At 69.1% G+C, this 24,002-nt stretch carries 20 protein-coding genes; 11 read left to right on the forward strand and 9 right to left on the reverse strand.

The features are described from left to right. Positions 1 to 10 precede the first annotated feature (10 nt). The 6 genes from EV685_RS09410 to EV685_RS09435 all read right to left on the reverse strand — a co-directional run bounded on the left by EV685_RS09410 (position 11) and on the right by EV685_RS09435 (position 9,245). Positions 11 to 1,729 (reverse strand): SulP family inorganic anion transporter, encoded by a 1,719-nt coding sequence (locus EV685_RS09410; protein WP_130481777.1) that lies wholly within the window; start codon positions 1,727 to 1,729, stop codon positions 11 to 13. A 128-nt stretch (positions 1,730 to 1,857) separates the two neighbouring features. Then, complete coding sequence (locus tag EV685_RS09415) at positions 1,858 to 2,052, reverse strand: hypothetical protein (protein ID WP_130481778.1); 195 nt, start codon at positions 2,050 to 2,052, stop codon at positions 1,858 to 1,860. 292 nt (positions 2,053 to 2,344) lie between these two features. Continuing rightward, positions 2,345 to 4,036 carry an MFS transporter gene (locus EV685_RS09420; protein ID WP_130481779.1) on the reverse strand — a complete coding sequence of 564 codons (1,692 nt, stop codon included), beginning with the start codon at positions 4,034 to 4,036 and terminating at the stop codon, positions 2,345 to 2,347. A gap of 209 nt (positions 4,037 to 4,245) precedes the next feature. Beyond that, positions 4,246 to 5,229 carry an AEC family transporter gene (locus EV685_RS09425; protein WP_130481780.1) on the reverse strand — a complete coding sequence of 328 codons (984 nt, stop codon included), beginning with the start codon at positions 5,227 to 5,229 and terminating at the stop codon, positions 4,246 to 4,248. 69 nt (positions 5,230 to 5,298) lie between these two features. Then, positions 5,299 to 6,468, reverse strand: coding sequence for an HD-GYP domain-containing protein (locus tag EV685_RS09430; RefSeq protein WP_130481781.1), 1,170 nt, complete (start codon positions 6,466 to 6,468; stop codon positions 5,299 to 5,301). A 134-nt stretch (positions 6,469 to 6,602) separates the two neighbouring features. Next, positions 6,603 to 9,245 (reverse strand): DNA topoisomerase III, encoded by a 2,643-nt coding sequence (locus EV685_RS09435; protein WP_130481782.1) that lies wholly within the window; start codon positions 9,243 to 9,245, stop codon positions 6,603 to 6,605. Positions 9,246 to 9,379: 134 nt separating this feature from the next. Here EV685_RS09435 and EV685_RS09440 point away from each other — a divergent pair, with 134 nt between their 5' ends. Genes EV685_RS09440 through EV685_RS09450 form a run of 3 tightly spaced genes read left to right on the forward strand, consistent with a single transcriptional unit; the run spans position 9,380 to position 11,390 of the window. Next, entirely contained in the window at positions 9,380 to 9,886 is a 507-nt protein-coding gene (locus EV685_RS09440) for an SET domain-containing protein (RefSeq protein ID WP_130481783.1), read from the forward strand. Then, on the forward strand, positions 9,883 to 10,740 hold the full coding sequence (locus EV685_RS09445) for a biotin--[acetyl-CoA-carboxylase] ligase (RefSeq protein ID WP_130481784.1): 858 nt from the start codon (positions 9,883 to 9,885) through the stop codon (positions 10,738 to 10,740). The genes EV685_RS09440 and EV685_RS09445 overlap by 4 nt, the downstream gene beginning before the upstream one ends. Next, positions 10,737 to 11,390, forward strand: a complete 654-nt coding sequence (locus tag EV685_RS09450; RefSeq protein WP_130481785.1) for a hypothetical protein — start codon at positions 10,737 to 10,739, stop codon at positions 11,388 to 11,390. Before EV685_RS09445 ends, EV685_RS09450 begins: the two co-directional genes overlap by 4 nt. A gap of 130 nt (positions 11,391 to 11,520) precedes the next feature. On the opposite strand, the gene gap is transcribed toward EV685_RS09450, so the two are convergent. Further along, positions 11,521 to 12,519: a type I glyceraldehyde-3-phosphate dehydrogenase gene (gene gap, locus EV685_RS09455; protein WP_130481786.1), complete on the reverse strand. Its 999-nt coding sequence runs from the start codon at positions 12,517 to 12,519 to the stop codon at positions 11,521 to 11,523. A 109-nt stretch (positions 12,520 to 12,628) separates the two neighbouring features. Continuing rightward, on the reverse strand, positions 12,629 to 14,674 hold the full coding sequence (gene tkt / locus EV685_RS09460; RefSeq protein ID WP_130481787.1) for a transketolase: 2,046 nt from the start codon (positions 14,672 to 14,674) through the stop codon (positions 12,629 to 12,631). A gap of 221 nt (positions 14,675 to 14,895) precedes the next feature. Here tkt and EV685_RS09465 point away from each other — a divergent pair, with 221 nt between their 5' ends. The 7 genes from EV685_RS09465 (at position 14,896) to EV685_RS09495 (ending at position 22,126) form a co-directional block, all read left to right on the forward strand. Further along, positions 14,896 to 15,471, forward strand: coding sequence for a hemerythrin domain-containing protein (locus EV685_RS09465; RefSeq protein ID WP_130481788.1), 576 nt, complete (start codon positions 14,896 to 14,898; stop codon positions 15,469 to 15,471). Between the two features lie 22 nt (positions 15,472 to 15,493). Next, positions 15,494 to 16,267: a nucleotidyltransferase family protein gene (locus EV685_RS09470; protein WP_130481789.1), complete on the forward strand. Its 774-nt coding sequence runs from the start codon at positions 15,494 to 15,496 to the stop codon at positions 16,265 to 16,267. A gap of 131 nt (positions 16,268 to 16,398) precedes the next feature. Then, the gene (glyQ, locus tag EV685_RS09475) at positions 16,399 to 17,340 is read left to right on the forward strand and encodes a glycine--tRNA ligase subunit alpha (protein ID WP_130481790.1); all 942 of its coding nucleotides are present in this window, start codon (positions 16,399 to 16,401) and stop codon (positions 17,338 to 17,340) included. 11 nt (positions 17,341 to 17,351) lie between these two features. Continuing rightward, on the forward strand, positions 17,352 to 19,514 hold the full coding sequence (gene glyS / locus EV685_RS09480) for a glycine--tRNA ligase subunit beta (protein ID WP_130481791.1): 2,163 nt from the start codon (positions 17,352 to 17,354) through the stop codon (positions 19,512 to 19,514). Positions 19,515 to 19,525: 11 nt separating this feature from the next. After that, on the forward strand, positions 19,526 to 20,146 hold the full coding sequence (gene gmhB / locus EV685_RS09485) for a D-glycero-beta-D-manno-heptose 1,7-bisphosphate 7-phosphatase (RefSeq protein WP_130481792.1): 621 nt from the start codon (positions 19,526 to 19,528) through the stop codon (positions 20,144 to 20,146). Positions 20,147 to 20,182: 36 nt separating this feature from the next. Continuing rightward, a complete protein-coding gene (locus EV685_RS09490) occupies positions 20,183 to 20,989 on the forward strand; it encodes a lysophospholipid acyltransferase family protein (protein ID WP_130481793.1) in 807 nt (268 codons plus the stop codon). A gap of 72 nt (positions 20,990 to 21,061) precedes the next feature. Further along, positions 21,062 to 22,126 carry a M48 family metallopeptidase gene (locus tag EV685_RS09495; protein ID WP_242615515.1) on the forward strand — a complete coding sequence of 355 codons (1,065 nt, stop codon included), beginning with the start codon at positions 21,062 to 21,064 and terminating at the stop codon, positions 22,124 to 22,126. Between the two features lie 39 nt (positions 22,127 to 22,165). Here EV685_RS09495 and EV685_RS09500 read toward each other — a convergent pair whose 3' ends face one another. Then, the gene (locus EV685_RS09500; RefSeq protein ID WP_242615516.1) at positions 22,166 to 22,888 is read right to left on the reverse strand and encodes a DsbA family oxidoreductase; all 723 of its coding nucleotides are present in this window, start codon (positions 22,886 to 22,888) and stop codon (positions 22,166 to 22,168) included. Positions 22,889 to 23,001: 113 nt separating this feature from the next. Here EV685_RS09500 and EV685_RS09505 point away from each other — a divergent pair, with 113 nt between their 5' ends. Beyond that, a complete protein-coding gene (locus EV685_RS09505) occupies positions 23,002 to 23,919 on the forward strand; it encodes a LysR family transcriptional regulator (protein WP_130481794.1) in 918 nt (305 codons plus the stop codon). Positions 23,920 to 24,002: the final 83 nt, after the last annotated feature.

The following is a 24,002-nucleotide window of genomic DNA, read 5'->3' on the forward strand; positions in this document are numbered from 1 at the left end:
CGGGACGGGTTCAGGGCAGCGGATTGTCCGTGCCAGCCGCAAGTCCCTCGTCTGCGGTCGGCACGGGGTCCAGCCGGTCGACCAGCCCGGCCGGGCCGAGTTCGGTGGCGAGACCGGAGCGCTGGATCAGCGAACGGGCCTGGGCCTGCGGCGCGACCAGCACCAGCGCGATGCCGACGCGGCCGAGCTGGCGGTGCAGCTGGCGCAGCGTGTCGACGCCGGAGGTGTCGAGCCAGAACAGCCGGTCCAGGTCCAGCACCAGGCGGGTTGTGCCTTCGGGCAGCTGGGTCTCCAGGCCCTCGACCTTGCCGACCGCGCCGAAGAACAAGGCACCTTGCAGGCGACGGACCTGGGTCGTGGCGGGCATGCCGGGCATGCCGGGCAGGTCGACGGCATCGACGCTGAAGAGCTGGCTCATGCGCCAGATGAAGAAGCCGCAGGCCAGCAGCAGGCCGACCTCGACGGCGACCGTCAGGTCGAACACCACCGTCAGCACGAAGGTGCCCAGCAGCGTCGTGCGATAGGGCAGGTTGAACTGGCGCAGGTGGGCAAAGGCACGCCACTCGCCCATGTTCCAGGCCACGAACAGCAGGATGCCGGCCAGCGCCGCCAGTGGCACATGCTGCGCCAGCGGCGCGGCCACCAACATGACGGCGAGGATGACGCCCGCATGCACCATGCCGGCAACCGGCGTGCGCGCGCCGGCCCGCACATTGGTGACGGTGCGGGCGATGGTGCCGGTGGCCGGGATGCCGCCGAACAGCGGCGTCACCAGGTTGGCAACGCCCTGGGCCATCAGCTCCTGGTTGGGGTCGTGGCGCGGGTGATCGGCCAGGTTGTCGGCCACCCGGGCACACAGCAGCGACTCGATCGCGCCGAGCAGGGCGATCGTCACCGTCGGGATCAGCAAGAGCTTGGCGCTGGCCCAGCTCAGCGCCGGCAAGGCGATCGGCGGCAGGGCCTGCGGGATGGCGCCGAAGCGCGTGCCGATGGTCTCGACCGGCAGATGCAGCCAGGCCGTCGCCAAGGTCGCGCCGACCAGCACCACCAGCGTGCCCGGCACATGCGCGGCGACGCGGCTGATGCGGGCGCGCCAGTGGTCCGGCGCGATGTCCATGCGGTAGGACTTGGGCCACAGCGCCACCACCGCCAGGCTGGCCAGGCCGATCAGCAGCGCCAGCGGATCGAGCTGAGGCAGGGCGGCGGCGAGCATGCCCAGCTGGGTCAGGAAGTCGGCCGGCAGCTTGTCGATCGGCAGGCCGAACAGGTCCTTGACCTGCGACAGCCCGATCAGCACCGCGATGCCGTTGGTGAAGCCGATGACGATGCTGACCGGGATGTAGCGCACCAGCGCACCAAGCTTGAACCAGCCCATCAGCAGCAGCAGCACGCCAGCCAGCATGGTGGCGATCAACAGGTTGGCGAGCCCGTAGCGTTCGACGATGCCGTAGACGATGACGATGAAAGCCCCGGCCGGGCCGCCGATCTGGACCTGAGAGCCGCCCAGTGCGGAGATCAGGAAGCCCGCGACGATGGCCGTGATCAGGCCCTGTTCGGGCTTGACGCCCGAGGCAATCGCAAACGCCATGGCCAGCGGCAAGGCCACCACGCCAACCGTCAGGCCGGCGGCCGCATCGGCGCCGAACTGGCGGCGGTCGTAGCCACGCCAGACCTCGGCCAGACGCGGACGGAAGCGATGCAGGTTGAGGTTCAGGGTCGGTCCAGCCATGGCAGGCCCGGATTGTCGGTGGCACCCACCAAAAGGAAAGCCCCGTGTGCACGAGGCAGACGGGGCGATCGGGGCAGTCGATCAGCCGGCAACGGGGCCGGCCTGTCCTGCGTCAGGGCATCAAGGCCTCAGGAGCCGGAGGCGGCCGACGCGGCCGGAGCGGCTTCGGAAGCAGCGGGCGCAGCGGCCGAGGCAGCGGACGCCGCCGGCTCGTGCGTGTCGACGCCGTGCTTCTCGCCGCTCATGTCGATGTCACCGCCCGTGCTGAGGACGTACAGCGAGAGGGCTGCGAACAGGATGAAACCAACGACGAGCTTCCACATGACAGATGTTCCTTGAGAGCTGGAGAGAGAGGGAGAAAGAGGGAGGCGGAGGAGGAGAAGGCGGGCGCAGAACGGTGTTCGGGGCGGACGCTGCCGCACGGCCGCGATGATGCAACGCGGACGCTGACACACCGCTTGCTCGACCCGCGCCCGGGTGGGGATAGCGGGCCGGAGACCGGCACCCGGTTCATCGGGACGCCGCAAACGACAACGCCCGGCGCGAGGCCGGGCGTCCTGGGGTGCGAGGGGCGGATGCCGGAGCATCCGCCGCCATCAGCCGGGAACTGAAGAATCAGTCGCCAGCGTAGATGTCCACGTCCTTGGTTTCCTTGACGAACAGCATGCCGATCACCAGGGTGACTGCAGCGATCGTGATCGGGTACCAGAGGCCGTAATACATGTTGCCGTTCTGGGCCACCATCGCGAAGGCGATCGTGGGCATCAGGCCGCCGAACCAGCCGTTGCCGATGTGATACGGCAGCGACATCGAGGTGTAGCGGATGCGAGTCGGGAACATCTCGACCAGCATGGCGGCGATCGGGCCGTAGACCATCGTCACGTAGATCACGAGGATCGACAGGATGATGACGACCTTGACCTTGTCCAGCTTGGCCAGGTCAGCCTTCGGCGGGTAGCCGGCTTCCTTCAGGGCGGCAGCGACGTCCTTCTTGAAGGCGGCGATGGCCTTGCCCGACTCGTCGTCGAACTTGTGGCCACCGGCGGTCAGCACGCCGGTCGGGACGACCAGTTCCTTCTCGCCGACCTTGATGACCGTCGCGGTGCCAGCAGGCACGGCTTCGTTCACGTAGGAGGCCGAGTTCTGCGCCAGGGCGCGCTTGGCGATGTCGCAGGGGTTCGTGAAGTCGACTTCACGGGCGATCGGGCTGCCCTGGAAGGAGCAGGTGGCCGGGTCAGCCTTGACCGAGACCTGGGCGGTGGCTTGCGCCTTGGCCAGATCCGGGTTGGCGGCTTCGGTCAGCGCCTTGAACAGCGGGAAGTAGGTCAGGCAAGCGAGCAGCAGGCCGGCCATGATGATGGGCTTGCGACCGATCTTGTCCGACAGCGTGCCGAAGATGACAAAGAACGGGGTGCCGATGATCAGCGAGGCGGCGACCAGCAGGTTGGCGGTGGAACCGTCGACCTTCAGCACGCTGGTCAGGAAGAACAGCGCGTAGAACTGGCCCGAGTACCACACCACGGCCTGACCGGCGACAAGACCGAACAGGGCCAGCAGCACGATCTTCAGGTTCTTCCACTGGCCGAAGGACTCGGACAGCGGGGCCTTGGAGGTCTTGCCCTCTTCCTTCATCTTCTTGAAGGCGGGCGACTCGTTCATGCTCAGGCGGATCCACACGGAGATCGCGAGCAGCAGGATCGAGACGATGAACGGCACACGCCAGCCCCAGTCACCGAAGGCTTCTTCGCCCAGGATCGTGCGGGTCGACAGGATGACGATCAGCGACAGGAACAGACCCAGCGTGGCCGTGGTCTGGATCCAGGCGGTGTAGGCACCGCGACGGCCGTGCGGCGCGTGCTCAGCGACGTAGGTCGCGGCACCACCGTACTCGCCACCCAGGGCCAGGCCCTGCAGCATGCGCAAGCTGATCAGGATGACCGGAGCGGCCACGCCGATCGACGCGTAGTTGGGCAGCACACCGACGATGAAGGTGGCCAGACCCATGATCAGGATGGTCACCAGGAAGGTGTACTTGCGGCCGATCATGTCGCCGAGACGACCGAACACCAGCGCGCCGAAGGGGCGCACGATGAAGCCGGCGGCAAACGCGAGCAGCGCAAAAATGAAGGCGGCGGACGGATCCAGGCCGCTGAAGAACTGCTTGGCGATGATCGCTGCGAGCGAGCCGTACAGGTAAAAGTCGTACCACTCGAACACCGTGCCCAGCGAGGAGGCGAAGATCACCTTCTTTTCCTCGGCGGTCATCGGAGTTGCGGCGGCCGGTGCATTGGCGGTGGTGCTGGCCATGAAATCTCCTGGGAAGAAACTTGAGACACCGCGGGTGCGGCGCTTGGGGCGGACTGTCAAAGGAGCCACTGACCAAGTCCTGACGTCCCGCCAACACAAACTGACAACAGAAGGGTTAACCCTTGTGTTACTTTTTGCATGGCGATATTTCACGGATAACTCGACACGCGTCGAGGGTTAGTCCCACCTAGGAACAGTCCGGAGCGTCGTCAGGAAAGCCACGCCAGGACAGCCAGCCACAGCGGTGCGCTGAAAGCGAACAGCACGGAGGAGACGACGATGACCGCGCTGGCCTCGCCCTCCCGGGTCCGGTAGCGCTGCGCGAACAGCAGCGCGTTGCTGCCGATGGGCAGGGCGGCGGCCATCACCAGCACCGACAACGGCAACCCGCGCAGCCCGAACAGCCACCAGCCCGCCGCGGCGACCACGGCCGGCAGCAACAGCAGCTTGAGCAGCACACGCCCGAGCAGCGCGCGCGGATCGGGCGACAGCCCATGCTGAGCCAGCGAGGCCCCGATCAGGATCAGGCACAGCGGCACGCCGGCCTGTCCGAGCGTCAGCAGCATCTGGTCGGCCACCGGATGCAGGGTCAGGCCGGTCAGGCGCCAGCCCATGCCCAGCAGCACCGGCAGCACCACCGGGTGCAACAGGCTCTGGCGCACGATGCCGAGCAACATCGGCCCGAGCGCGGCGCCCTCGCCTTGCCGGGCCGCTGCGCGGGCCAGGTCGATCTCGGCCAGCACCGTGATGAGGCTGAGGATGACCAGCGCGTGCAGCGCGACGATGGCCAGATGGATTTGCAGGCCGGCTTGGCCGAACAGCGCCGCCGCGAAGGGCAGGCCGACCTGGACCGTGTTGCCGAAGGTGAGCGCGACCGAGCGCACGGCCGCATCGGCCGGGTGGGCATCCGGATCGACATGCCGGTCGGCGCGCCGACGCTCCCACCCCCAGACCGCCAGCGCCCACAGCATCAGCGGGCCAAAGAAGGCCAGCAGCAGCTGGCCGGGCAGCTGTGACAGATCCAGCGCCGCCATGGTGCGAAACAGCAGCGCCGGCACGAAGATGCCGAAGGCGGCGCCGGCCATGGCGCGCTGGCCCTCGGCGCCGCCGAGCATGCCGCGACGGGTGGCCAGCCAGCCGATCGCGATCATCGCGAACAGCGCCAGCAGCTTGAAGGCAAGGTCCCAGGTCATGCCGACAGTGTCGCGGCCGGGCAGGGCGAGGCGTCGACGTGGGACGTCACATCAGCCGGGTCGGCCCGATCAGCCCGGCGCGGTCGGCTCCGGATCATGGAAGCGCAGGCGCAGCGCCTCGAAGGCGTCGACGTCGCACACCAGCGCCTCGACGATGCCGGCATCGAGGCGACCCCGGCTGGCCAGCCGGCGCAGCTCGGCCAGCGTGGTCTCGACCGGCCAGGCCGGCTTGTAGGGCCGCTCGCTGCGCAGCGCGTCATAGACGTCGGCGACGGCCACGAGCCGGGCCGCGTCGGGCACCTCGTGGCCCTTCAGACCGCGCGGATAGCCGCTGCCATCGAGGCATTCGTGGTGCGCCGCCACGATCTGGCGCAGCACCTGCACGCCGGGCAGGTGTTCGAGATCGAAGGTGGTGACCATCTCCTCGACGATCTGCTCGCCCTTGGCGACGTGGGTGGTCATCTCGCGCCACTCGTGCGGTTCGAGCCGGCCGGGCTTGAGCAGGATCTCGTCGGCCACGCCGACCTTGCCGATGTCGTGCAGCGGCGAGAACAGGAAGACGTGCTCGATGAACTCGTCATCCCAGCCACGTTCGGCGGCCAGCCGGCGCGCCATCAGCCGGACATAGGACGAGATTCGGCTCAGGTGGCTGCCGGTCTCGATGTCGCGCAGGTTGGCAAAGGCCTGGGCCAGCTTGATCGAGCCCACCAGCATGCGCATGGTGGTCAGCTCCTGGCTGAGCAGCAGCGCGACCAGGTTGGCATGAGGCCGCAGCCGCTCGCACACCAGCGGGCTGAAGGCGCCCGGCGTCATGGCGTCGAAGAACAGCATGCCGATCAGGCGCTCGTGGTCGAACAGCGGCAGCGTGTAGGAGCTGCGGTAGCCCTGGTCGACCAGCCAGCGTGTGTGCGCATGGCTGCGGCCCGGATCGGCCAGCACGTCGGCGAACTCGACCTGGATGTCGTCGACGACCCGCTCGCCGCGCCGCGCCACCAGGTCGCTCAAGGCCTGGCTGTCGGACAAGCGAAACCGGTAGGCCCGCAGAGGCTCGGCCGACAGCGTGCTGTGCACGAACGTGACGAGTTCGTCGCCGTCGGTCTCGTAGAGCGCGCAGGCAATCCGATCGACGGCGGGCACGATCCTGCGCACCTGGGCATGCAGGCTGGCAAGGCGTTCGCTGAGGCTGTCATGACTGCGGGCCCCCACTTCGAGCAGGTGCAGCGCATCGGGCTGGGTCATGGGCCGGAACCTGCGGTGCGGCGTGTCGCCGACAGACCGGGGTCGCGTCGACTTTAACCCTGCCACTTCGACACCGACCTTGAGAAAGGCCCGCAGATGCGGGCCAGATCAAGCATCGGTGTGGTGACGACGCTTCAGGCCGCGTCGGTTTTTCCAGCCTTGGCAGCCTTCTTGGCCGGGACCCGCGCGGCGCGCGGCTCGAACTCGAAGCTGACCTTGCCTTCCTTCTTGTCGTAGCTCAGGAAGGCCTTGAACTTGCGCCGGGTCTTGTTGGACACGAAGCCGTCGAGTAGGTCGGTCTTGCCGGTGGCCAGCAGCTTGCGGACCTGCTCATGCGTGACCGGCTGCTGCAGGATGATCGCGCCGGTCTTGAAGTCGCAGGTCTGGTGCGCGCCCACCGCATGCTCGCAGACGTAGTTGGTGCCATGTTCGTAGACATGACCGGCGCACTTCGGGCAGACGCCCAGGCTCTCGGCGCCGCTGAAGTCGATCGGCTCGCCGTCCTCCTGGGCTTTCTTCTCGTCCTCGCCGAAGTCGAACTCGAGCTTCCAGTTGTGGATCTCCTCGTCGCGCACCAGCTTCAGCTCGGCGGTGAAGGGCCAGCCGGCCTTGGAGCGGAAGCCCTCCAGCGGGCCGATGCGGTGATCGCGCAAGAAGGCATCGGCCTCGTGCAGCTCGAAGCTGCGGCCGGCGGGGATCTTGGTGATCGAGAAGCCGCAGCCGGCGCCTTCGGCCACGTCGGTGGCCTCGGCCGTCTTGCCGACACAGGCGAAGCGGCGGTAATTCTCTTTCACGGTGCCGCCGCAGTTCGGGCATGGCGAGGACAGCGTGGCGTAGTCGCCGGGAATCGTGTCGCGGTCGTATTCCTTGGCCTTGCGCACGATGCGCTGGGCCATGTCGGCGATGCCGGCCATGAAAGCGTCGCGGCTGAGCTGGCCCTTTTCCATCTGCGAGAGCTGGTGCTCCCACTGACCGGTCAGCTCGGGCTTGGTCAGGTCCTCGACGGCCAGGCCGCGCAGCAGCGTCATCAGCTGGAAGGCCTTGGCGGTGGGCACGAGGTCGCGGCCGTCGCGGTACATGTACTTTTCGAGGATCAGGCCTTCGATGACCTGCGCCCGCGTGGCTGGCGTGCCCAGGCCCTTCTCCTGCATCGCGGCCTTGAACTCCTCGTCGTCGATCAGCTTGCCGGCGCCTTCCATCGCGCTCAGCAGCGTGGCCTCGTTGTAGCGGGCCGGCGGGCGGGTCTTGAGCGCGGCGATGCGCAGCTCTTCGGCCGACACCCGCTCGTCGGGCTGCACCGGCACGAGGTTGGCGTCCTCGTCCTGGGCTTCCTTGCCGTAGACGGCCAGCCAGCCCGGGTTGACCAGCACCTTTCCGTTGGTCTGGAAGCTCAGCGTGCCGCCCACCGCCTTGGCCAGGTCGGCGGGCAAGCCGTTGCCGGCGGGCACCTCGGTGATCCGGGTCGTGACCATGAACTCGGCCGAGGGGTAGAAAACCGCGATGAAGCGCTTGACGACCATGTCGTAGAGCTTGGCCTCGATGTCGCTCAGCGCGCGCGGTGCCTGCAGCGTCGGGATGATGGCGAAGTGGTCCGAGATCTTGCTGTTGTCGAAGATCCGCTTGCTCGGCTTGACGTAGCCGTCGTTGAGCGCCTTGCGGGCGTGCTGGGCCAGCTCGCGCAAGGGGCCGGGCAGGTCCTCGTCGGCAATCATGCCCAGCGTCTGTTTTGCGACCGGCAGGTAGTCCTCGGGCAAGGCGCGCGCGTCGGTCCGGGGATAGGTCAGGACCTTGTGCTTCTCATACAGCGCCTGGGCGATCGACAGCGTGGTCTTGGCCGAGAAGCCAAAGCGCGAGTTGGCCTCGCGCTGCAGCGTCGTCAGGTCATACAGCAGCGGGCTGGCCTGGTTGCTGGGCTTGGCCTCCTCGCGGACCCGGCCGTGCTGGCCACGCACCGCCGCGGCGATGGCCTCGGCGTCCTGTGCGTTCCAGAGCCGGTCGGCGCGGCGCTCGGCATCGTCGTCCTTCTTGAACTTCGGGTCGAACCACTTGCCCTCGTAGAGGCCGGCGGCAGCGCCGAAGTCGGCCCGCACTTCCCAGTAGGGCCGCGAGACGTGCTTGCGGATCTTCTCCTCGCGCTCGACCACGATCGACAGCGTGGGCGTCTGGACCCGGCCGACGGTGGTCAGGAAGAAGCCGCCGTCGCGCGAGTTGAACGCGGTCATCGCGCGGGTGCCGTTGATGCCGACCAGCCAGTCGGCCTCGCTGCGGCTGCGCGCGGCCTGTGCCAGGCCCTGCATCTCGGTGTCGCTGCGCAGCTTGCTGAAGCCGTCGCGGATGGCCTGCGGCGTCATGCTCTGCAGCCACAGGCGTTGCACCGGCTTGCTGCCGGCCTTGGCGCCCAGCGCGTACTGCTCGATCAGCCGGAAGATCAGCTCGCCCTCGCGGCCCGCGTCACAGGCGTTGATGAGCTGGGTGACGTCCTTGCGCTTGATCAGCTTGACGACGGCACTGAGCCGACCCTTGCTCTTGTCGATCGGTTCGAGGTCGAAGTGCGGCGGCAGCACCGGCAGGTTGGCGAAGCTCCATTTGCCACGCTTGACGTCGTAGGCCTCGGGGGCCTTGATCTCCACCAGGTGGCCGACCGCTGAGGTGACGACGTAGTCGTCGCTCTCGAAGTGCTCGGCGTGTTTCTCGAACTTGCCCGAGGTGGCCGTCAGGGCGCGGACGATGTCCTGCGCGACGGATGGCTTCTCGGCGATGACCAGTGCTTTGCTCATGTCTTGTGACCTTGACGGCCCCGGCAGTGCCCAGGGCGCTCCATACAATCCGGCTCTCTCGCGCGCACGCACACACATGTACGCATGTGCACGCGCGCACCCACACCCTCAATCTAACCAAAACTGAAACCCACATGCCCACGCGCCGAGTCCGCCCTGTCGCCCCCGCCCCGGTCGAGCGCAAGGACACGCGGCGCATCCAGGTGCGGCGCTCGGGGGTGCATGGCAAGGGCGTGTTCGCGCTGAAGGCGCTGGCCGAGGGCGAGACGCTGATCGAATACAAGGGCGAGGTCATCGACTGGCCTGAGGCGCTGCGCCGTCATCCGCACGACCCGAGCCAGCCCAACCACACCTTCTACTTCCACATCGACGAGCAGCACGTCATCGACGGCGCCGTCGGCGGCAACGCGGCACGCTGGATCAACCATGCCTGCGAACCCAACTGCGAGGCCGAGGAAGACGACGGCCGCATCTTCATCAAGGCCCTGCGCGACATCCAACCCGGCGAAGAACTGTTCTTCGACTACCGCCTGGTGATCGACGAGCGCTACACGCCCAAGCTGAAGAAGGAATACGCCTGCTGGTGCGGCGCCGACAGCTGCCGCGGCACCATGCTGGCGCCCAAGCGCGGCGGCCGATGAACACGGGCGCTCTCGCCGCCACGGCGCTGGACTGGCGCGCCGAGGACCTCTGGCTGGCGCTGCAGGCCAACGTGCCAGGCGTCTCCATCGAGGTCCTGCCCGAGGTCGGCTCGACCAACACGGCGTTGCTCGACCGCATCCGACACGGCGACCACTCCCCGGCGCTGCTCGTGGCCGAGAGGCAGGTGGCCGGTCGCGGCCGGCACGGTCGACCGTGGAGCGCAGCGGCCGGGGCCTCGTTGACCGTCTCGGTCGGCCTGACGATGACACCGGCCGACTGGTCCGGCCTGTCGCTGGCAGTCGGCCTGGCGCTGGCCGAGGCGCTGCACCCGCGCATCGGCCTGAAGTGGCCCAACGACCTGTGGCTGCGCGATGCCGACCGCAAGCTCGGCGGCATCCTGATCGAGACGGTCAGCAGCGGCACGGGTGCCGACGCGCACGCCCGCCCGGTCGTGATCGGCATCGGCCTGAACATCGCCGCACAGCCGCCGGACGCTGATGCGGGCGGCGCCGCGCCGGTCTACGGCAGCGGCTACGCCGGCCTGGCCGAGCTGATTCCCGGCATGACGGCGCCCGAGGCGCTGCACCGCATCGCCTTGCCGCTGTGGCGCGCGCTGCAGGCCTATGAACGCGACGGGCTGGGCCCGCTGCTGGCGGCCTGGTCGTCCCGCGATGTGCTGGCCGGGCGGCCGGTGCAGGCCGGTGTCGTGCAAGGGCGCGCAGACGGCATCGCCGCCGACGGCTCGCTGCGCATCCTGAGCGCAGACGGCACGTTTGCCACGGTGCACAGCGGCGAGGTCAGCGTGCGCCCGCAAGGTCCGCGCGGGTCGACCGCCCTGGAGGCCGCCCGATGATGCTGCGCCGCCTGCTCTTGCTGCTGCTGCTGGCCAATGCCCTGCTCGGGGCCCGGCAGCTGGGCTGGCTTGACGGCCTGCTCGGCCCCGGCGCGGGCATGCGCGAGCGCGAACCGCAGCGCCTGGAGGCCCAGGTCGCGCCCGAGGCCCTGCAGATCCTGACGCCGGCCGCGCTGGCCCGGCGCACGCCGCCGCCGGTCTGCCTGGAGGCCGGACCGCTGAGCGGCGCCGAGCTGGTGACGGCCGAGGCCGCGCTGCGTCAGCTCTTGCCCGAGGGTGGCTGGTCGCAGATCAGCCGCGAGCGGCCCGGCAGCTGGATGGTCTACATGGGCCGCTACACGTCGAAGGCGACGATGGAGCGCCGTGCCGACGAGCTGCGCAAGCGCGAGGTCGCCTTCGAGGAGGTGCGTGACCTGCCCGAGTACGAACCCGGCTTCCTGTTCGGCCGCTACACCAGCGAGGCCGACGCCAACGCCGCCCGTCAGCGACTGCTGGCGCAGAAGGTGCGCTTTGCCCGTGTCGTCCGGCTGGAGCCGCCGAGCACGACACACGTGCTGCGCATCCCCAGGGCCGATGCCGAACTGCAGCAGAAGGCTGCCGCGCTGGGCGAACTGGTGCGCGGCAAGCCGCTGCGGGCCTGCGGCCGCTGAGCGCGAAGCCGGCCAACAAAAACAAACCCGCCGGCCCTTGCGGAGCGGCGGGTTGGTCGGGAGTAGCGCCCGAGTGGCGCCCGAGTAGCCCCCGTCACCGGGTGGCTTCAAGCGCGTTCAGGTCGCTGGATCAGGCCGCAACGACGCGCACCATTTCGAGCACCTTGTTCGAGTAGCCCCACTCGTTGTCGTACCAGGACACCACCTTGACGAAGGTCTTGTCCAGCGCGATGCCGGCTTCGGCATCGAACACCGAGGTGCAGACCTCGCCGCGGAAGTCGGTCGCGACGACCTTGTCCTCGGTGTAGCCCAGCACGCCCTTGAGCGCGCCCTGGCTCTGGGCCTTCATCTCGGCGCAGATCTCGGCGTAGCTGGCCTCGCTGTTGAGCTCGACGGTCAGGTCGACCACCGACACGTCGGAGGTCGGCACGCGGAAGGCCATGCCGGTCAGCTTCTTGTTCAGCTCGGGGATCACCACGCCCACGGCCTTGGCGGCACCGGTGCTCGACGGGATGATGTTCTCGAGGATGCCGCGGCCGCCGCGCCAGTCCTTGTTGGACGGGCCGTCCACGGTCTTCTGCGTCGCCGTGGCGGCGTGCACCGTGGTCATCAGACCGCGCTTGATGCCCCACTTGTCGTTGAGCACCTTGGCGACGGGCGCCAGGCAGTTGGTGGTGCACGACGCGTTGGAGATGATGGCCTGGCCGGCGTAGGTCTTGTCGTTGACGCCGTAGACAAACATCGGCGTGTCGTCCTTGGACGGCGCGCTCATGATGACCTTCTTGGCGCCCGCCTTCAGGTGGGCCTCGGCGGTTTCCTTGGTCAGGAACAGGCCGGTCGACTCGACGACGATGTCGGCGCCGACCTCGTCCCACTTCAGCTCGGTGGGGTTCTTGACGGCCGTCAGGCGGATGCGCTTGCCGTTGACGATCAGCGTGTCGCCATCGACCGAGACCTCGCCCTTGAAGCGGCCATGCACGCTGTCGTAGCTCAGCATGTAGGCGAGGTAGTCGGGTTCGAGCAGGTCGTTGATGCCGACGATCTCGATGTCCTTGAAGTTCTGCACCGCAGCGCGGAACACCATGCGGCCGATGCGGCCGAATCCGTTGATACCGATCTTGATGGTCATGTCTGACTCCTGGATGTGACGGGAACTTGAGGCCGCGGCGGCGTCGTGGCAGGACAGGGGACTGTCCAGTTTGACGCAGCCACGGTTACGGCGCGAGTACGAACTCCGCTCAGCGGCCCAGCACCGTGCGCACGGTGGCGACGACGTTGTCCGTGGTGAAGCCGAAATGCTTGAACAGCACGCCGGCCGGAGCCGACTCGCCATAGGTGTCGAGGCCGATCACCGCCGCGCAGCCGTACTTCCACCAGCCGGACGTGACGCCGGCTTCGATGGCGATGCGGGGGAGCTTGGCGGGCAGCACTTCCTTCTGGTACTTCGGGTCCTGACGGTCGAACACGGTGTTGCTGGGCATGGACACCACGCGGACCGGAATCTTCAGCTTGGCCAGTTCGGCCTGGGCCATCAGCGCGAGCTGGACCTCGGAGCCGGTGGCCAGCAGCACGGCGACCGGCTTCTTCTTCAGGCCGACCTCGGCAGGCTCGGCCAGGATGTAGGCGCCCTTGGTGATGACGTCGGCATCGGTCTTGGGCGCATAGGGCAGGTTCTGGCGGCTCAGCAGCAGCGCGCTCGGGCGGTGCTTGTTGGCCAGCGCCATGGTCCAGGCAACCGCCGTCTCGGCCGTGTCGGCCGGACGCCAGACGTCCAGGCCCGGGATCAGGCGCAGGCTGGCGGCATGTTCGACCGACTGGTGGGTCGGGCCGTCTTCGCCCAGGCCAATCGAGTCGTGCGTGAAGACATGCACCACGCGCAGCTTCATCAGCGCGGCCATGCGGATGGCGTTGCGGCTGTAGTCGCTGAAGGTCAGGAAGGTGCCGCCATAGGGGATGAAGCCACCGTGCAGCGCGACACCGTTCATCACCGCAGCCATGCCGAACTCGCGCACGCCGTAGTTGACGTGGCGACCGATCTGGCCGGCCTCGTTGACGACCACGCTGCCGTCGGCACCAAAGCGCAGGGCCGGCGTGCTCTTGGTGTTGGTCAGGTTGGAGCCGGTCAGGTCGGCGCTGCCGCCCAGCAGTTCGGGCAGCGCGGCGGTGAAGTGCTCCAGCGCGATCTGGCTGGCCTTGCGGCTGGCAACGGTCTCGGCCTTCTCGTGGGCGGCGGCGACGGCGGCCACGGCGATCTCGGCGAAGTTGTCGGGCAGGTCGCCGGCCATGCGGCGCTCGAAGTCGACCGCCAGCGCGGGGAAGTCGCGCACGTAGAGCGAGTAGCGGTCTTCCCAGTCGGACTGGGCGGCGGCGCCGGCGGTGCGGCAGTCCCAGGCGGCGGCGATGTCGGCGGGGATCTCGAAGGGCGCATGCGGCCAGCCGATCGCCGCGCGGGTCAGCGCGATCTCTTCGGCGCCGAGCGCCTCGCCGTGCGCCTTGGCGGTGTTGGCGCGGTTGGGCGAGCCCTTGCCGATGGACGTCTTGCAGACGATCAGCGTGGGCTTGTCGGCGCTGGTCTTCGCCTGCGCGATGGCGGCATCGACGGCGTCGACATCATGGCCATCGACCGGGCCGATGACGTTCCAGCCATAGGCCTTGAAGCGGGCCGGCGTGTCGTCGATGAACCAGGGCGCGACCTGGCCGTCGATCGAGATGCCGTTGTCGTCGTAGAGCGCGATCAGCTTGTTGAGCTTCCAGGCACCGGCCAGCGCGCAGGCCTCGTGGCTGATGCCCTCCATCAGGCAGCCGTCGCCCAGGAAGGCGTAGGTGCGGTGGTCGACCACCGAATGGCCTTCGCGGTTGAACTCGGCGGCCAGCAGCTTCTCGGCCAGCGCCATGCCGACCGCGTTGCTGATGCCCTGACCGAGCGGGCCGGTGGTGGTCTCGACGCCCGGGGTCACGCCAACTTCCGGGTGGCCCGGCGTCTTGCTGTGCATCTGGCGGAAGGCCTTCAGCTCCTCGATCGGCAGGTCGTAGCCGGTCAGGTGCAGCAGCGCATAGATCAGCATCGAGCCATGGCCGTTGCTCAGCACGAAGCGGTCGCGGTCGACCCACTGCGGATCAGACGGGTTGTGCTTGAGGTGACGCTTCCACAGCGCGACGGCGATGTCGGCCATGCCCATCGGTGCGCCGGGGTGGCCGGAGTTGGCCTGCTGCACGGCGTCCATGGCCAGCGCCCGGATGGCGTTGGCGAGCTGGGCGGGGGAGGTGTCGAGGGTGTCGGCCATGCGCGCGAGATCCGGAAAGGGGTGGTGAAACGGGGACGAAACCGGCGATTTTACCGAGCGCGAACCGGCCCCGGACCACCCGGCGGACGGCGCTTGGCATCGACGTCGACGCTTGAGTCAGGTCAAGACGCGACCGGCCGCAGGCTGCGACGCTGGCGACTCGCACAGCCGGTCGTCCCAAGACCCGGCGCCACCCGCCCACCGGAGTCCGGAGACCCGCCATGAACCACGCCGCCCTGCGCATCATCCGCGCCGAACACGAGGCACTTGCCGCGATGCTGCAGTCGATCACGCTGCTGCTGTCGCACTACCGCCGCGACAAACTGGCGCCCGACTTCGAGCTGCTGCGGGCCATGCTGTTCTACATCGACGAGTTCCCCGAGCGCCTGCACCACCGCAAGGAGTCGCAGCTGCTCTTCCCGATGCTGCGCGAGCGCGGCGCGCCCTGTGTCGACACGCTCGACAAGCTCGACCGCGATCACGCCGCTGGCGAGCGCGCGATCCGCTCGCTCGAACACGCGCTGCTGGGCTGGGAGATGCTCGGCGAGCCGCGCCGCGAGACCTTCGAGGTCGCGCTGACCAACTACATCGACTTCTACCGCAGCCACATGCGGGCCGAGGAAGACATCGTCCTGCCCGCCGCGCTGGCCACGCTCGACGAGGGCGACTGGCGATTGCTCGACGCCGCATTTACCGAGAACGCCGACCCGATGACGGGTCACGCGCCGGATGCCGTCTATGAAGCGCTGTTCCGGCGCATCGTCAACCGCGCACCGGCGCCGATCGGCCTCGGTTGAGGACGGTCCCTAAACTGGCCGGATGAGTTCTGCGCCCCAACCGCCCCAACCGCACCAAGCGCCCCACCCGCCCCTGCGCGCCATCGTGCTTGCCGCCGGCCGCGGCGAGCGCATGCGGCCGTTGACGGACCACACGCCCAAGCCGCTGCTGCCGGTGGCTGGCCGGCCGCTGATCGAGTGGCAGCTCTTGGCGCTGGCGCGCGACGGCGTGCAAGAGGCGGTCGTCAACACCGCCTGGCTGGAACACCAGTTCCCCGCCGCGCTGGGCGATGGCAGCCGGCTCGGGATGTCCTTGCGCTACTCGCACGAAGGCGCCGCCTTCGGTCAGGCGCTGGAGACCGCCGGCGGCATCGCCCAGGTGCAGGACTGGCTGTGCGAAGACGGCCGGCCGGCCTTCTGGGTCGTCTCGGCCGACATCTGGTCACCCGACTTCCGCTTCGACGCCGAACTGGCCCGGCGCTTCATCGCCAGCGGCCTGGACGCCCACCTGTGGCTGGTGCCCAACCCGCCCTTCCATCCGCGCGGCGACTTCGCCTGCGGCCCCGCCCGGGTCGACATCGACGATGCGGCCTGCCTGGCCGCACCGATCGACGCGGCGCGGCCGGGCGCGACCTACGCCAACCTCGCGCTGATGCGTACTGCGCTGTGCCGCGGCGTCGGCCGGGGCCAGCGCGCTGCGCTCGGGCCGCTGCTGCACGAGGCCGTCGCGCAAGGCCGCATCTCGGTGTCGATGCATGGTGGGCGCTGGGAAAACGTCGGCACGCCGGCCCAGTGGCAGGCCCTGCAACCGGCCTGATCGACCGCCCGGCCGGGGGTGGGCAAACACAGGCAGATCGCGCATCGGCGGCTGGGGGCTGACCCCTAGAATTCGCCTCTTTCGCCTTTCGCCCTCTGCACCTCGCGGGCTGTCGCGGCCCGCCCGCCACCATGCTGACCTTCCAGCACATCATCCTGCGCCTGCAAGACTATTGGGACCGCCAGGGCTGCGCCCTGCTGCAACCCTACGACATGGAAGTCGGCGCCGGCACCAGCCACACCGCCACCTTCCTGCGCGCCCTCGGCCCCGAGCCCTGGAAGGCCGCCTACGTGCAGCCCAGCCGCCGCCCCAAGGACGGCCGCTATGGCGACAACCCGAACCGCCTGCAGCACTACTACCAGTACCAGGTCGTGCTCAAGCCGGCGCCGGCCAACATCCTGGACCTCTACCTCGGCTCGCTCGAAGCCCTGGGCTTCGACCTGAAGAAGAACGACATCCGCTTCGTCGAGGACGACTGGGAGAACCCCACACTGGGCGCCTGGGGCCTGGGCTGGGAGGTCTGGCTCAACGGCATGGAAGTCACCCAGTTCACCTACTTCCAGCAGGTCGGCGGCATCGACTGCAAGCCCATCACCGGCGAGATCACCTACGGCCTGGAACGGCTGGCGATGTACCTGCAGGGCGTCGAGAACGTCTATGACCTGGTCTACGCAGACGGTCTCAAGTACGGCGACGTGTTCCACCAGAACGAGGTCGAGCAGTCGACCTACAACTTCGAGCACAGCAACGTCGAGTTCCTGCTGAGCGCCTTTGGCGCGCACGAGGGCAATGCCCAGCACCTGATCACGCAGCAGCTCGCGCTGCCGGCCTACGAGCAGGTCTTGAAGGCCGCCCACACCTTCAACCTGCTGGACGCACGCGGGGCGATCAGCGTGACCGAGCGGGCCGCCTACATCGGCCGCATCCGCAACCTGGCCCGCAGCGTCGCGGCCAGCTACCTGGACAGCCGCAAGCGCCTGGGCTTCCCGATGGCACCGAAGGCCTGGGCCGACGAGGTGGTCGCCAAGCTGGACGCCGAAGCCCTCAAGAACAACGACAAGAAGGCCGCGTGAGCCCCATGACCATGACCGTCGACACCCGCAACCTCCTGGTCGAACTGTTCGTCGAGGAACTGCCGCCCAAGGCCCTGAAGAAGCTGGGCGAGTCCTTCGCCGGCACCTTGTCGGCCAGCCTGATGTCGCAAGGCCTGGCCGCCGCCGATGCCGCCGTCACGGCCTACGCCTCGCCGCGCCGCCTGGCGGTGCTGGTCGCTGGCGTGGCCGCGCGTGCGGCCGACAAGGCCCAGCAGACCAAGCTGATGCCCGTCGCGGTCGCCCTGGACGCCGCCGGCAACGCCACGCCCGCGCTGCTCAAGAAGCTCGGCGCGATGGGCCTGGACGCGGCCGTGCTGCCCCAGCTCAAGCGCCTGCCCGACGGCAAGGCCGAGGCCCTGTTCCTCGACAGCATCCTGCCCGGCGCGAGCCTGGCCGAGGGCCTGCAGAAGGCGCTCGACGAGGCGCTGGCCAAGCTGCCGATTCCGAAGGTGATGGGCTACCAGCTGGACGACGGCTGGTCGACCGTGCATTTCGTGCGTCCGGCCCACGGCCTGGTCGCGCTGCATGGCGCGGACATCGTGCCGGTCGGCGCGCTCGGCCTGACGGCCGGCCGCACGACCACCGGCCACCGCTTCGAGGCCGCGCAGGCCACCGTCACGCTGCGTGACGCCGACGGCTACGCCACCCAGTTGCGCGACGAAGGGGCCGTGATCGCCAGCTTCGACGAACGCCGCGCCGAGATCGTCCGCCAGCTGGCCGAGGCCGCTGCGAAGGAAGGTCTCAAGCCCATCGACGACGAGGCCCTGCTCGACGAGGTCACCGCACTGGTCGAACGCCCGAACGTGCTGACCTGCCAGTTCGAGCCCGAGTTCCTGGCCGTGCCGCAGGAATGCCTGATCCTGACGATGAAGGCCAACCAGAAGTACTTCCCGCTGCTGGACGCGTCACCGGGCAAGGAAGGCAAGCTGACCCACAAGTTCCTGCTGGTCAGCAACATCCGCCCGGACGATGCCAGCGCGGTGATCGGCGGCAACGAGCGCGTGGTGCGTCCGCGCCTGGCCGACGCCAAGTTCTTCTTCGACCAGGACCGCAAGAAGACCCTCGAATCGCGCGTCGACGGCCTGGCCAAGGTGGTCTACCACGGCAAGCTCGGCACCCAGGGCGAGCGCGCCGAGCGTGTGCGGGCCATCGCCCACGCCATCGTCAACCAGCTGCGCATGGCCACCGTGCCCTACACGGTCGAGGCGCAGGACGAGTTCGCGGTGCTCGACAGCAAGGTCCAGCAGGCCGCCCGCCTGGCCAAGACCGACCTGCTGACCGACATGGTCGGCGAGTTCCCGGAACTGCAGGGGATCATGGGCGGCTACTACGCCCGCCACGAGGGCCTGCGCGACGGCGTGGCCATCGCCATCGAGGACCACTACAAGCCGCGCTACGCCGGTGACGCGCTGCCACGCAACCACACCGGCACGGTGCTGGCGCTGGCCGACAAGCTGGAGACCCTGGTCGGCCTGTTCGGCATCGGCCAGCTGCCCACCGGCGACAAGGACCCGTTTGCGCTGCGCCGCCACGCGCTGGGCGTGATCCGCATCCTGGTCGAGAAGAACCTGCCACTGGAACTGCCCGCGCTGATCGCCGCTGCGGTGCCGACCTTTGGCGAGCGCATCACCGACCCGAGCACGGCACTGCTGGGCTTCATGCACGACCGCCTGGCCGTCTCGCTGCGCGACCACGGCGCCAGCGCCCAGGAGGTCGACGCGGTGCTGGCCCTCAGCCCCGCCCGTCTGGGCGAGATCCCGCGCCGGCTGGCTGCGGTGCGTGCCTTTGCCGCCTTGCCGGAAGCCGCTGCGCTGGCCGCCGCCAACAAGCGCATCGCCAACATCCTGAAGAAGGTCGAAGGCCCTGCCGTCGCGGCCCATGTCGACGCGGGCCTGCTCAAGGAGGCCGCCGAGCAGCAGCTGGCCGCCGCGCTGGATGCCGTCCGCCCGCAAGCCGACGGCCTGTTCGAACAAGGCGAGCACACCGCCAGCCTGCAGGCACTGGCCGCCCTGCGCGGCCCCGTCGACGCCTTCTTCGACGGCGTCATGGTCAACGCCGACGACCCGGCGCTGCGCACCAACCGGCTCGGCCTGCTGGCGTCGCTGCACGCCGCCATGAACCGCGTCGCCGACCTGTCCCGGCTGGCTGTCTGAGGCGCCACACCATGCCCGAGCGCGCCCCCACCAAGCTCGTCATCGTCGACCGCGACGGCACGCTCAACGAGCCACGCGACGACCATGTCAAGACACCCGAGGAGTGGCAGCCGCTGCCGGGCGCGCTGGAGGCGGTCGCGCGCCTGAACCAGGCCGGCTGGCATGTGGTGATCGCCACCAACCAGTCGGGCCTGGGGCGCGGGCTGCTGGACATGTCCTCGCTCAACGCCGTGCATCAGGTGATGAACGCGAAGCTGGCGCAGCTCGGCGGGCGCATCGACGCCATCTTCTTCTGCCCGCACGCCCCCGAGGACCAGTGCCGCTGCCGCAAGCCGCTGCCCGGTCTGTTCGAGGACATCGCCGAACGCATGGGCGTCGACCTCGACGAGGTCTATGCCGTCGGCGACAACATCCGCCACCTGCAAGCCGCACACGCCGCCGGCTGCCGCACCCACCTGGTCCGCACCGGCCGCTCGGACGGGCTGGACGACGCGGCCCTGGCCGCGCTGCTGGCGCAAGTGGGCGGCCCGATCGGCGTGCACGACGACCTGCCCGCCTTTGCCGAGCAACTGCTCGGCGCCGAGCGCAAGCGCCTGCAGGACGCGCGCCGTCCGCCGGCCGCCAGCGCCTGAACCCTCACACGTCGACCGACGACGTCGCCCTGACCTATGTTGAAGCTGCTGCGCTCTGCCCTCTACCTGGCCTGGCTGACGATCACGGTGATCCCGTGGGCGTTGCTGGCCGTGATCCTGTCGCCGGTGCTGCCGCGCACGAAGCTCTACTGGTTCTGCGTCGGCTGGCTCAAGCTGTCGATCAAGGCCGCCACCTGGATCTGCGGCGTGAAGTACCGCGTGCAAGGCCTGGAGAACGTGCCCGATGCGCGCGACGGTCAAGCCGCCGTGCTGCTGGCGCCCAAGCACCAGTCGACCTGGGAGACCTTCGCGATGCCGGCGATCATGCCGCACCCCCTCGCCTACGTGTTCAAGCGCGAGCTGCTGTGGATCCCCTTCTTCGGCTGGGCCATCGGCCGGCTGGACATGGTCCACATCGACCGCAGCCGTCGCGCCGAAGCCTGGCGGCGGGTGCAGGAGCAGGGTCAGCGCCTGATGTCGCAAGGCAACTGGGTGATCATGTTTCCCGAAGGCACCCGCACGCCACGCGGCAGCCAAGGGCCGTACAAGACGGGCGCCACCCGACTGGCCATTGCCACCGGCACGCCGATCGTGCCGATCGCCGTGACGTCCGCGCGCTGCTGGCCGCGCAAGAGCTTCCTGCTCACACCCGGCACCATCGACGTCTCGATCGGCCGGCCGATCCCGGTCGAAGGCCGGCAGGCCGATGAGCTGATGGCCGAGGTCGAGGCATGGATCGAGTCCGAGATGCGCCGGCTCGATCCCGAGGCCTATCCGGCCAACGACACCGCCCGCACGGCCAGCGTGATTTCTGCCACATCCGGCACGAAGCAGGCGTCCTGAGACCCCGCGAGACGACATCGGCACCGCCACGCACCTGCCCCGCCGGCAAGCCCTGCTCTAGACTTCCCGCCCATGAAAAACCGGCGCGCCGCAGCCCGTTCGGACACCGCAACCCCGCAGCTCGAACTCCCCTTGTTCGAGCACGATGCGTGGCCGTCGACGCCCGCAGCGGTTGCCCCGCCGATGGCCCCGGCCGCCCACGCCATCGGCCAGGTTGCGGCGAGCGCGCCCACCGCCCTGCCACCGGCGCTGCTGTCCCCCCATCCCGCCGCTCATCCGGTCGTTCCCAGCCCCGCACCGCGCCGCGCTGCAGACACCCCACAAGGTGATTCCGCGCTGTGGCGCCATCCGCGTGGCAACCGCGAGATCCGGCTGGGCGGCCAGAGCGTCGGCTACGAGCTCCGGCGTGCCCGTCGTCGCACCATCGGTTTTGTGATCGGCGCCGAAGGCCTGGTGGTCAGCGCGCCGCGCTGGGTCGGCCAGCCCGAGATCGACGCCGCGCTGCTGAGCAAGACCCGCTGGATCCTGCGCAAGCTGGCCGACCAGCATGAGCGCATCGAGCGCATCGCCGCCGCCCGTGTCACCTGGTGCGACGGCACCAGCCTGCCCTACCTCGGCGAGCCGCTGCTGATCGTGCTGGACGCCCGCGTGGCCGGCGCCGAACTGCGCGACGGCCGCCACAGCCAACCCTGCGCCGACGGCATCGCCGCACCCAGCCCGCAGACCGGCCTGGCCGGCATGGCGCAGCGGGTGCTGCACATCGGCCTGCCGCAGAGCGCCGACGCGACGCAGATCCGCGACGCCGTGCAAAGCTGGCTGCAGCGCCAGGCCATTGCCCTGTTCGAGACCCGTTGCCGCCACTACGCCGCCCAGCTGGGCGTGCGCGTCGCGCGGCTGCGCCTGAGTTCGGCCCAGACCCGCTGGGGCAGCGCCAGCGCCGACGGCACCGTGCGCCTGAACTGGCGCCTGATCCACTTCAGCCTCGCCAGCATCGACTACGTCGTCGCCCATGAACTGGCCCACCTGCGCGAGATGAACCACAGCGCCGCCTTCTGGGAGGTGGTCCGCTCCGTCATGCCCGACTACGAGAGCCGACGCGGGCAGTTGAAGGACGGTCAGGTGCCGGTGTTCGACTGAACAACCGGGTTACTGATTCGCCTCGCCCCGCAGCGGCGATCAGAGCTCCAGGTCGGTCGCCGGCGTCGTCTCCGGGCCGGCATCGCCGGACCGTTCGGCGGCGATCTGGCGCAGCGCGGCGACGAAGACCTCGGGCGGCTGACCGCCCTCGATCAGGTGGGTGTCATTGACGATGAAGGCCGGCACCGAGTTGATGCCCAGCTCCTGCCAGTACTGCTCGCGCTCGCGCACCGCGTCGGCATGGGCGTCACCGGTCAGGATCACGGCGGCCTCGTTCGGGTCCAGGCCTACCGCATCGGCCAGCCGGATCAGCAGACCGTGGTCGCCCGGGTCGCGGCCGTCGGTGAAGTGGGCGCTCAGCAGCGCGCGCTTGAGCGCCAGCTGGCGATCGCCGCCGTCACCCGCATCGACCTCGCCCGCCCAGTGCAGCAGGCGGTGGGCGTCGAACGTGTTGTAGGTGCGGCTGCGCTTGTCCATCGAGAAGGCGAAGCCGACCGAGGCGCCCCGTTCGGCGATCTTGGCGTGCATCTGCTCGATCTGGGCCGGCGTCGAACCGTACTTGCGGCTGAGGTAGTCGACGATGTCGGCACCGCCTGGTCCGAGCGTCGGGTTCAGCTCGAAGGGCTCGAAGCGGATCCGGGGTGACAGCTCGCCCTCCAGCTGCTCGACGGCGCGCATCAGCGAACTCACCCCGACGGCGCACCACGGGCACACCACGTCGGACACCACCTCGATCGTCATCGGAACCGTCTGCTCGCTCATCGTCGTGCCTCTTTCGTTCATGCCTGCTTGCCTGCGTGCCCGCCTGGCGGACGCGTCTTTCGGTCGTCAAGTCTAGGCTGACGGACATGACCGTTGCACCCTAAAGTCCACCCATGGATCGCATCACCAGCGTGCAGCTCTACATCCGGGTGGTCGAGACCGGCAGCTTCAGCCGTGCCGCCGTCGAGCTCGGCATCACCCAGCCCACGGCCACCAAGGCGGTCGCCGCGATGGAGCAGCGCCTGGGCGCGCGGCTGCTGCACCGCTCCTCGCGCGGTGTCACGCCCACCGAGGTCGGCGCGATCTACTACGACAAGTGCAAGCGCATCGCCCACGAGATCGACGAGGCCGACAACCTCGCCACGCTGCTGCAGAGCCGCGTCGGCGGGCAACTGCGGGTCAGCACCTCGGTCGCCTTCGGCCGCCGCGTGCTGGTGCCGAGGGTTCTGCGCTACATGGCGCTGCACCCAGGCGTCAGCATCGACCTGAGCTTCGATGACCGCTACGTTGACCTGATCGAGCAAGGTGTCGACCTGGCCATCCGCATGGGCCGGCTGGCCGACTCGTCGCTGGGCGCGCGCCACCTGGGCGACAACCCCTGGGTGATGGTGGCCGCGCCCCACTACCTGGCCCGGCGTGGCCAGCCGCAGACGCTGGCGGACCTGGCGATGCACGACTGCCTGGTCTACAGCAGCGTGCAGGGCGACGACCGCTGGAGCCTGGGCGCACCGGGCGGCGCGCCGCCGCAGTCGGTCGCCGTGCGTGGCCCCTTGCGGTCCAACAACCTGTCGGCCGTGCTGGCCGCCGCCCGCAGTGGACTGGGGCTGGCGATGCTGCCCTGGTACGTCGCCCGCGAGTCGGTCGACAACGGCCGCGTCGTGCCGGTGCTGACCGACCACACGCTGGCCTCGCAGGAGATCCACGCGGTCTTCCCGTCGCCCAAGCTGGTGCCGTCGAAGGTGACCAGCTTCATCGCCCACCTGCAGGAATCCCTGCAGGGGCGGTGGTGGGAGACGGCCGACCCGGCTTGATCCGGCGCTTGCACCCTCGCGGTCGGCTCGGGTCCGACGACGCTTCAGCCCAGATTCATCCGGGGCGACCACGATTGTTCCGA

The sequence above is a fragment of the Sphaerotilus mobilis genome (genome assembly GCF_004216565.1).
In the GTDB taxonomy this organism is placed as follows: Bacteria; Pseudomonadota; Gammaproteobacteria; order Burkholderiales; family Burkholderiaceae_C; genus Sphaerotilus; species Sphaerotilus mobilis.

Coding starts and splice junctions, on each gene's coding strand:
- EV685_RS09410 (WP_130481777.1), bottom strand. CDS start 1,729: ATGGCTGGACCGACCCTGAACCTCAACCTGCATCGCTTCCGTCCGCGT.
- EV685_RS09415 (WP_130481778.1), bottom strand. CDS start 2,052: ATGTGGAAGCTCGTCGTTGGTTTCATCCTGTTCGCAGCCCTCTCGCTG.
- EV685_RS09420 (WP_130481779.1), bottom strand. CDS start 4,036: ATGGCCAGCACCACCGCCAATGCACCGGCCGCCGCAACTCCGATGACC.
- EV685_RS09425 (WP_130481780.1), bottom strand. CDS start 5,229: ATGACCTGGGACCTTGCCTTCAAGCTGCTGGCGCTGTTCGCGATGATC.
- EV685_RS09430 (WP_130481781.1), bottom strand. CDS start 6,468: ATGACCCAGCCCGATGCGCTGCACCTGCTCGAAGTGGGGGCCCGCAGT.
- EV685_RS09435 (WP_130481782.1), bottom strand. CDS start 9,245: ATGAGCAAAGCACTGGTCATCGCCGAGAAGCCATCCGTCGCGCAGGAC.
- EV685_RS09440 (WP_130481783.1), top strand. CDS start 9,380: ATGCCCACGCGCCGAGTCCGCCCTGTCGCCCCCGCCCCGGTCGAGCGC.
- EV685_RS09445 (WP_130481784.1), top strand. CDS start 9,883: ATGAACACGGGCGCTCTCGCCGCCACGGCGCTGGACTGGCGCGCCGAG.
- EV685_RS09450 (WP_130481785.1), top strand. CDS start 10,737: ATGATGCTGCGCCGCCTGCTCTTGCTGCTGCTGCTGGCCAATGCCCTG.
- gap (WP_130481786.1), bottom strand. CDS start 12,519: ATGACCATCAAGATCGGTATCAACGGATTCGGCCGCATCGGCCGCATG.
- tkt (WP_130481787.1), bottom strand. CDS start 14,674: ATGGCCGACACCCTCGACACCTCCCCCGCCCAGCTCGCCAACGCCATC.
- EV685_RS09465 (WP_130481788.1), top strand. CDS start 14,896: ATGAACCACGCCGCCCTGCGCATCATCCGCGCCGAACACGAGGCACTT.
- EV685_RS09470 (WP_130481789.1), top strand. CDS start 15,494: ATGAGTTCTGCGCCCCAACCGCCCCAACCGCACCAAGCGCCCCACCCG.
- glyQ (WP_130481790.1), top strand. CDS start 16,399: ATGCTGACCTTCCAGCACATCATCCTGCGCCTGCAAGACTATTGGGAC.
- glyS (WP_130481791.1), top strand. CDS start 17,352: ATGACCGTCGACACCCGCAACCTCCTGGTCGAACTGTTCGTCGAGGAA.
- gmhB (WP_130481792.1), top strand. CDS start 19,526: ATGCCCGAGCGCGCCCCCACCAAGCTCGTCATCGTCGACCGCGACGGC.
- EV685_RS09490 (WP_130481793.1), top strand. CDS start 20,183: ATGTTGAAGCTGCTGCGCTCTGCCCTCTACCTGGCCTGGCTGACGATC.
- EV685_RS09495 (WP_242615515.1), top strand. CDS start 21,062: ATGAAAAACCGGCGCGCCGCAGCCCGTTCGGACACCGCAACCCCGCAG.
- EV685_RS09500 (WP_242615516.1), bottom strand. CDS start 22,888: ATGAGCGAGCAGACGGTTCCGATGACGATCGAGGTGGTGTCCGACGTG.
- EV685_RS09505 (WP_130481794.1), top strand. CDS start 23,002: ATGGATCGCATCACCAGCGTGCAGCTCTACATCCGGGTGGTCGAGACC.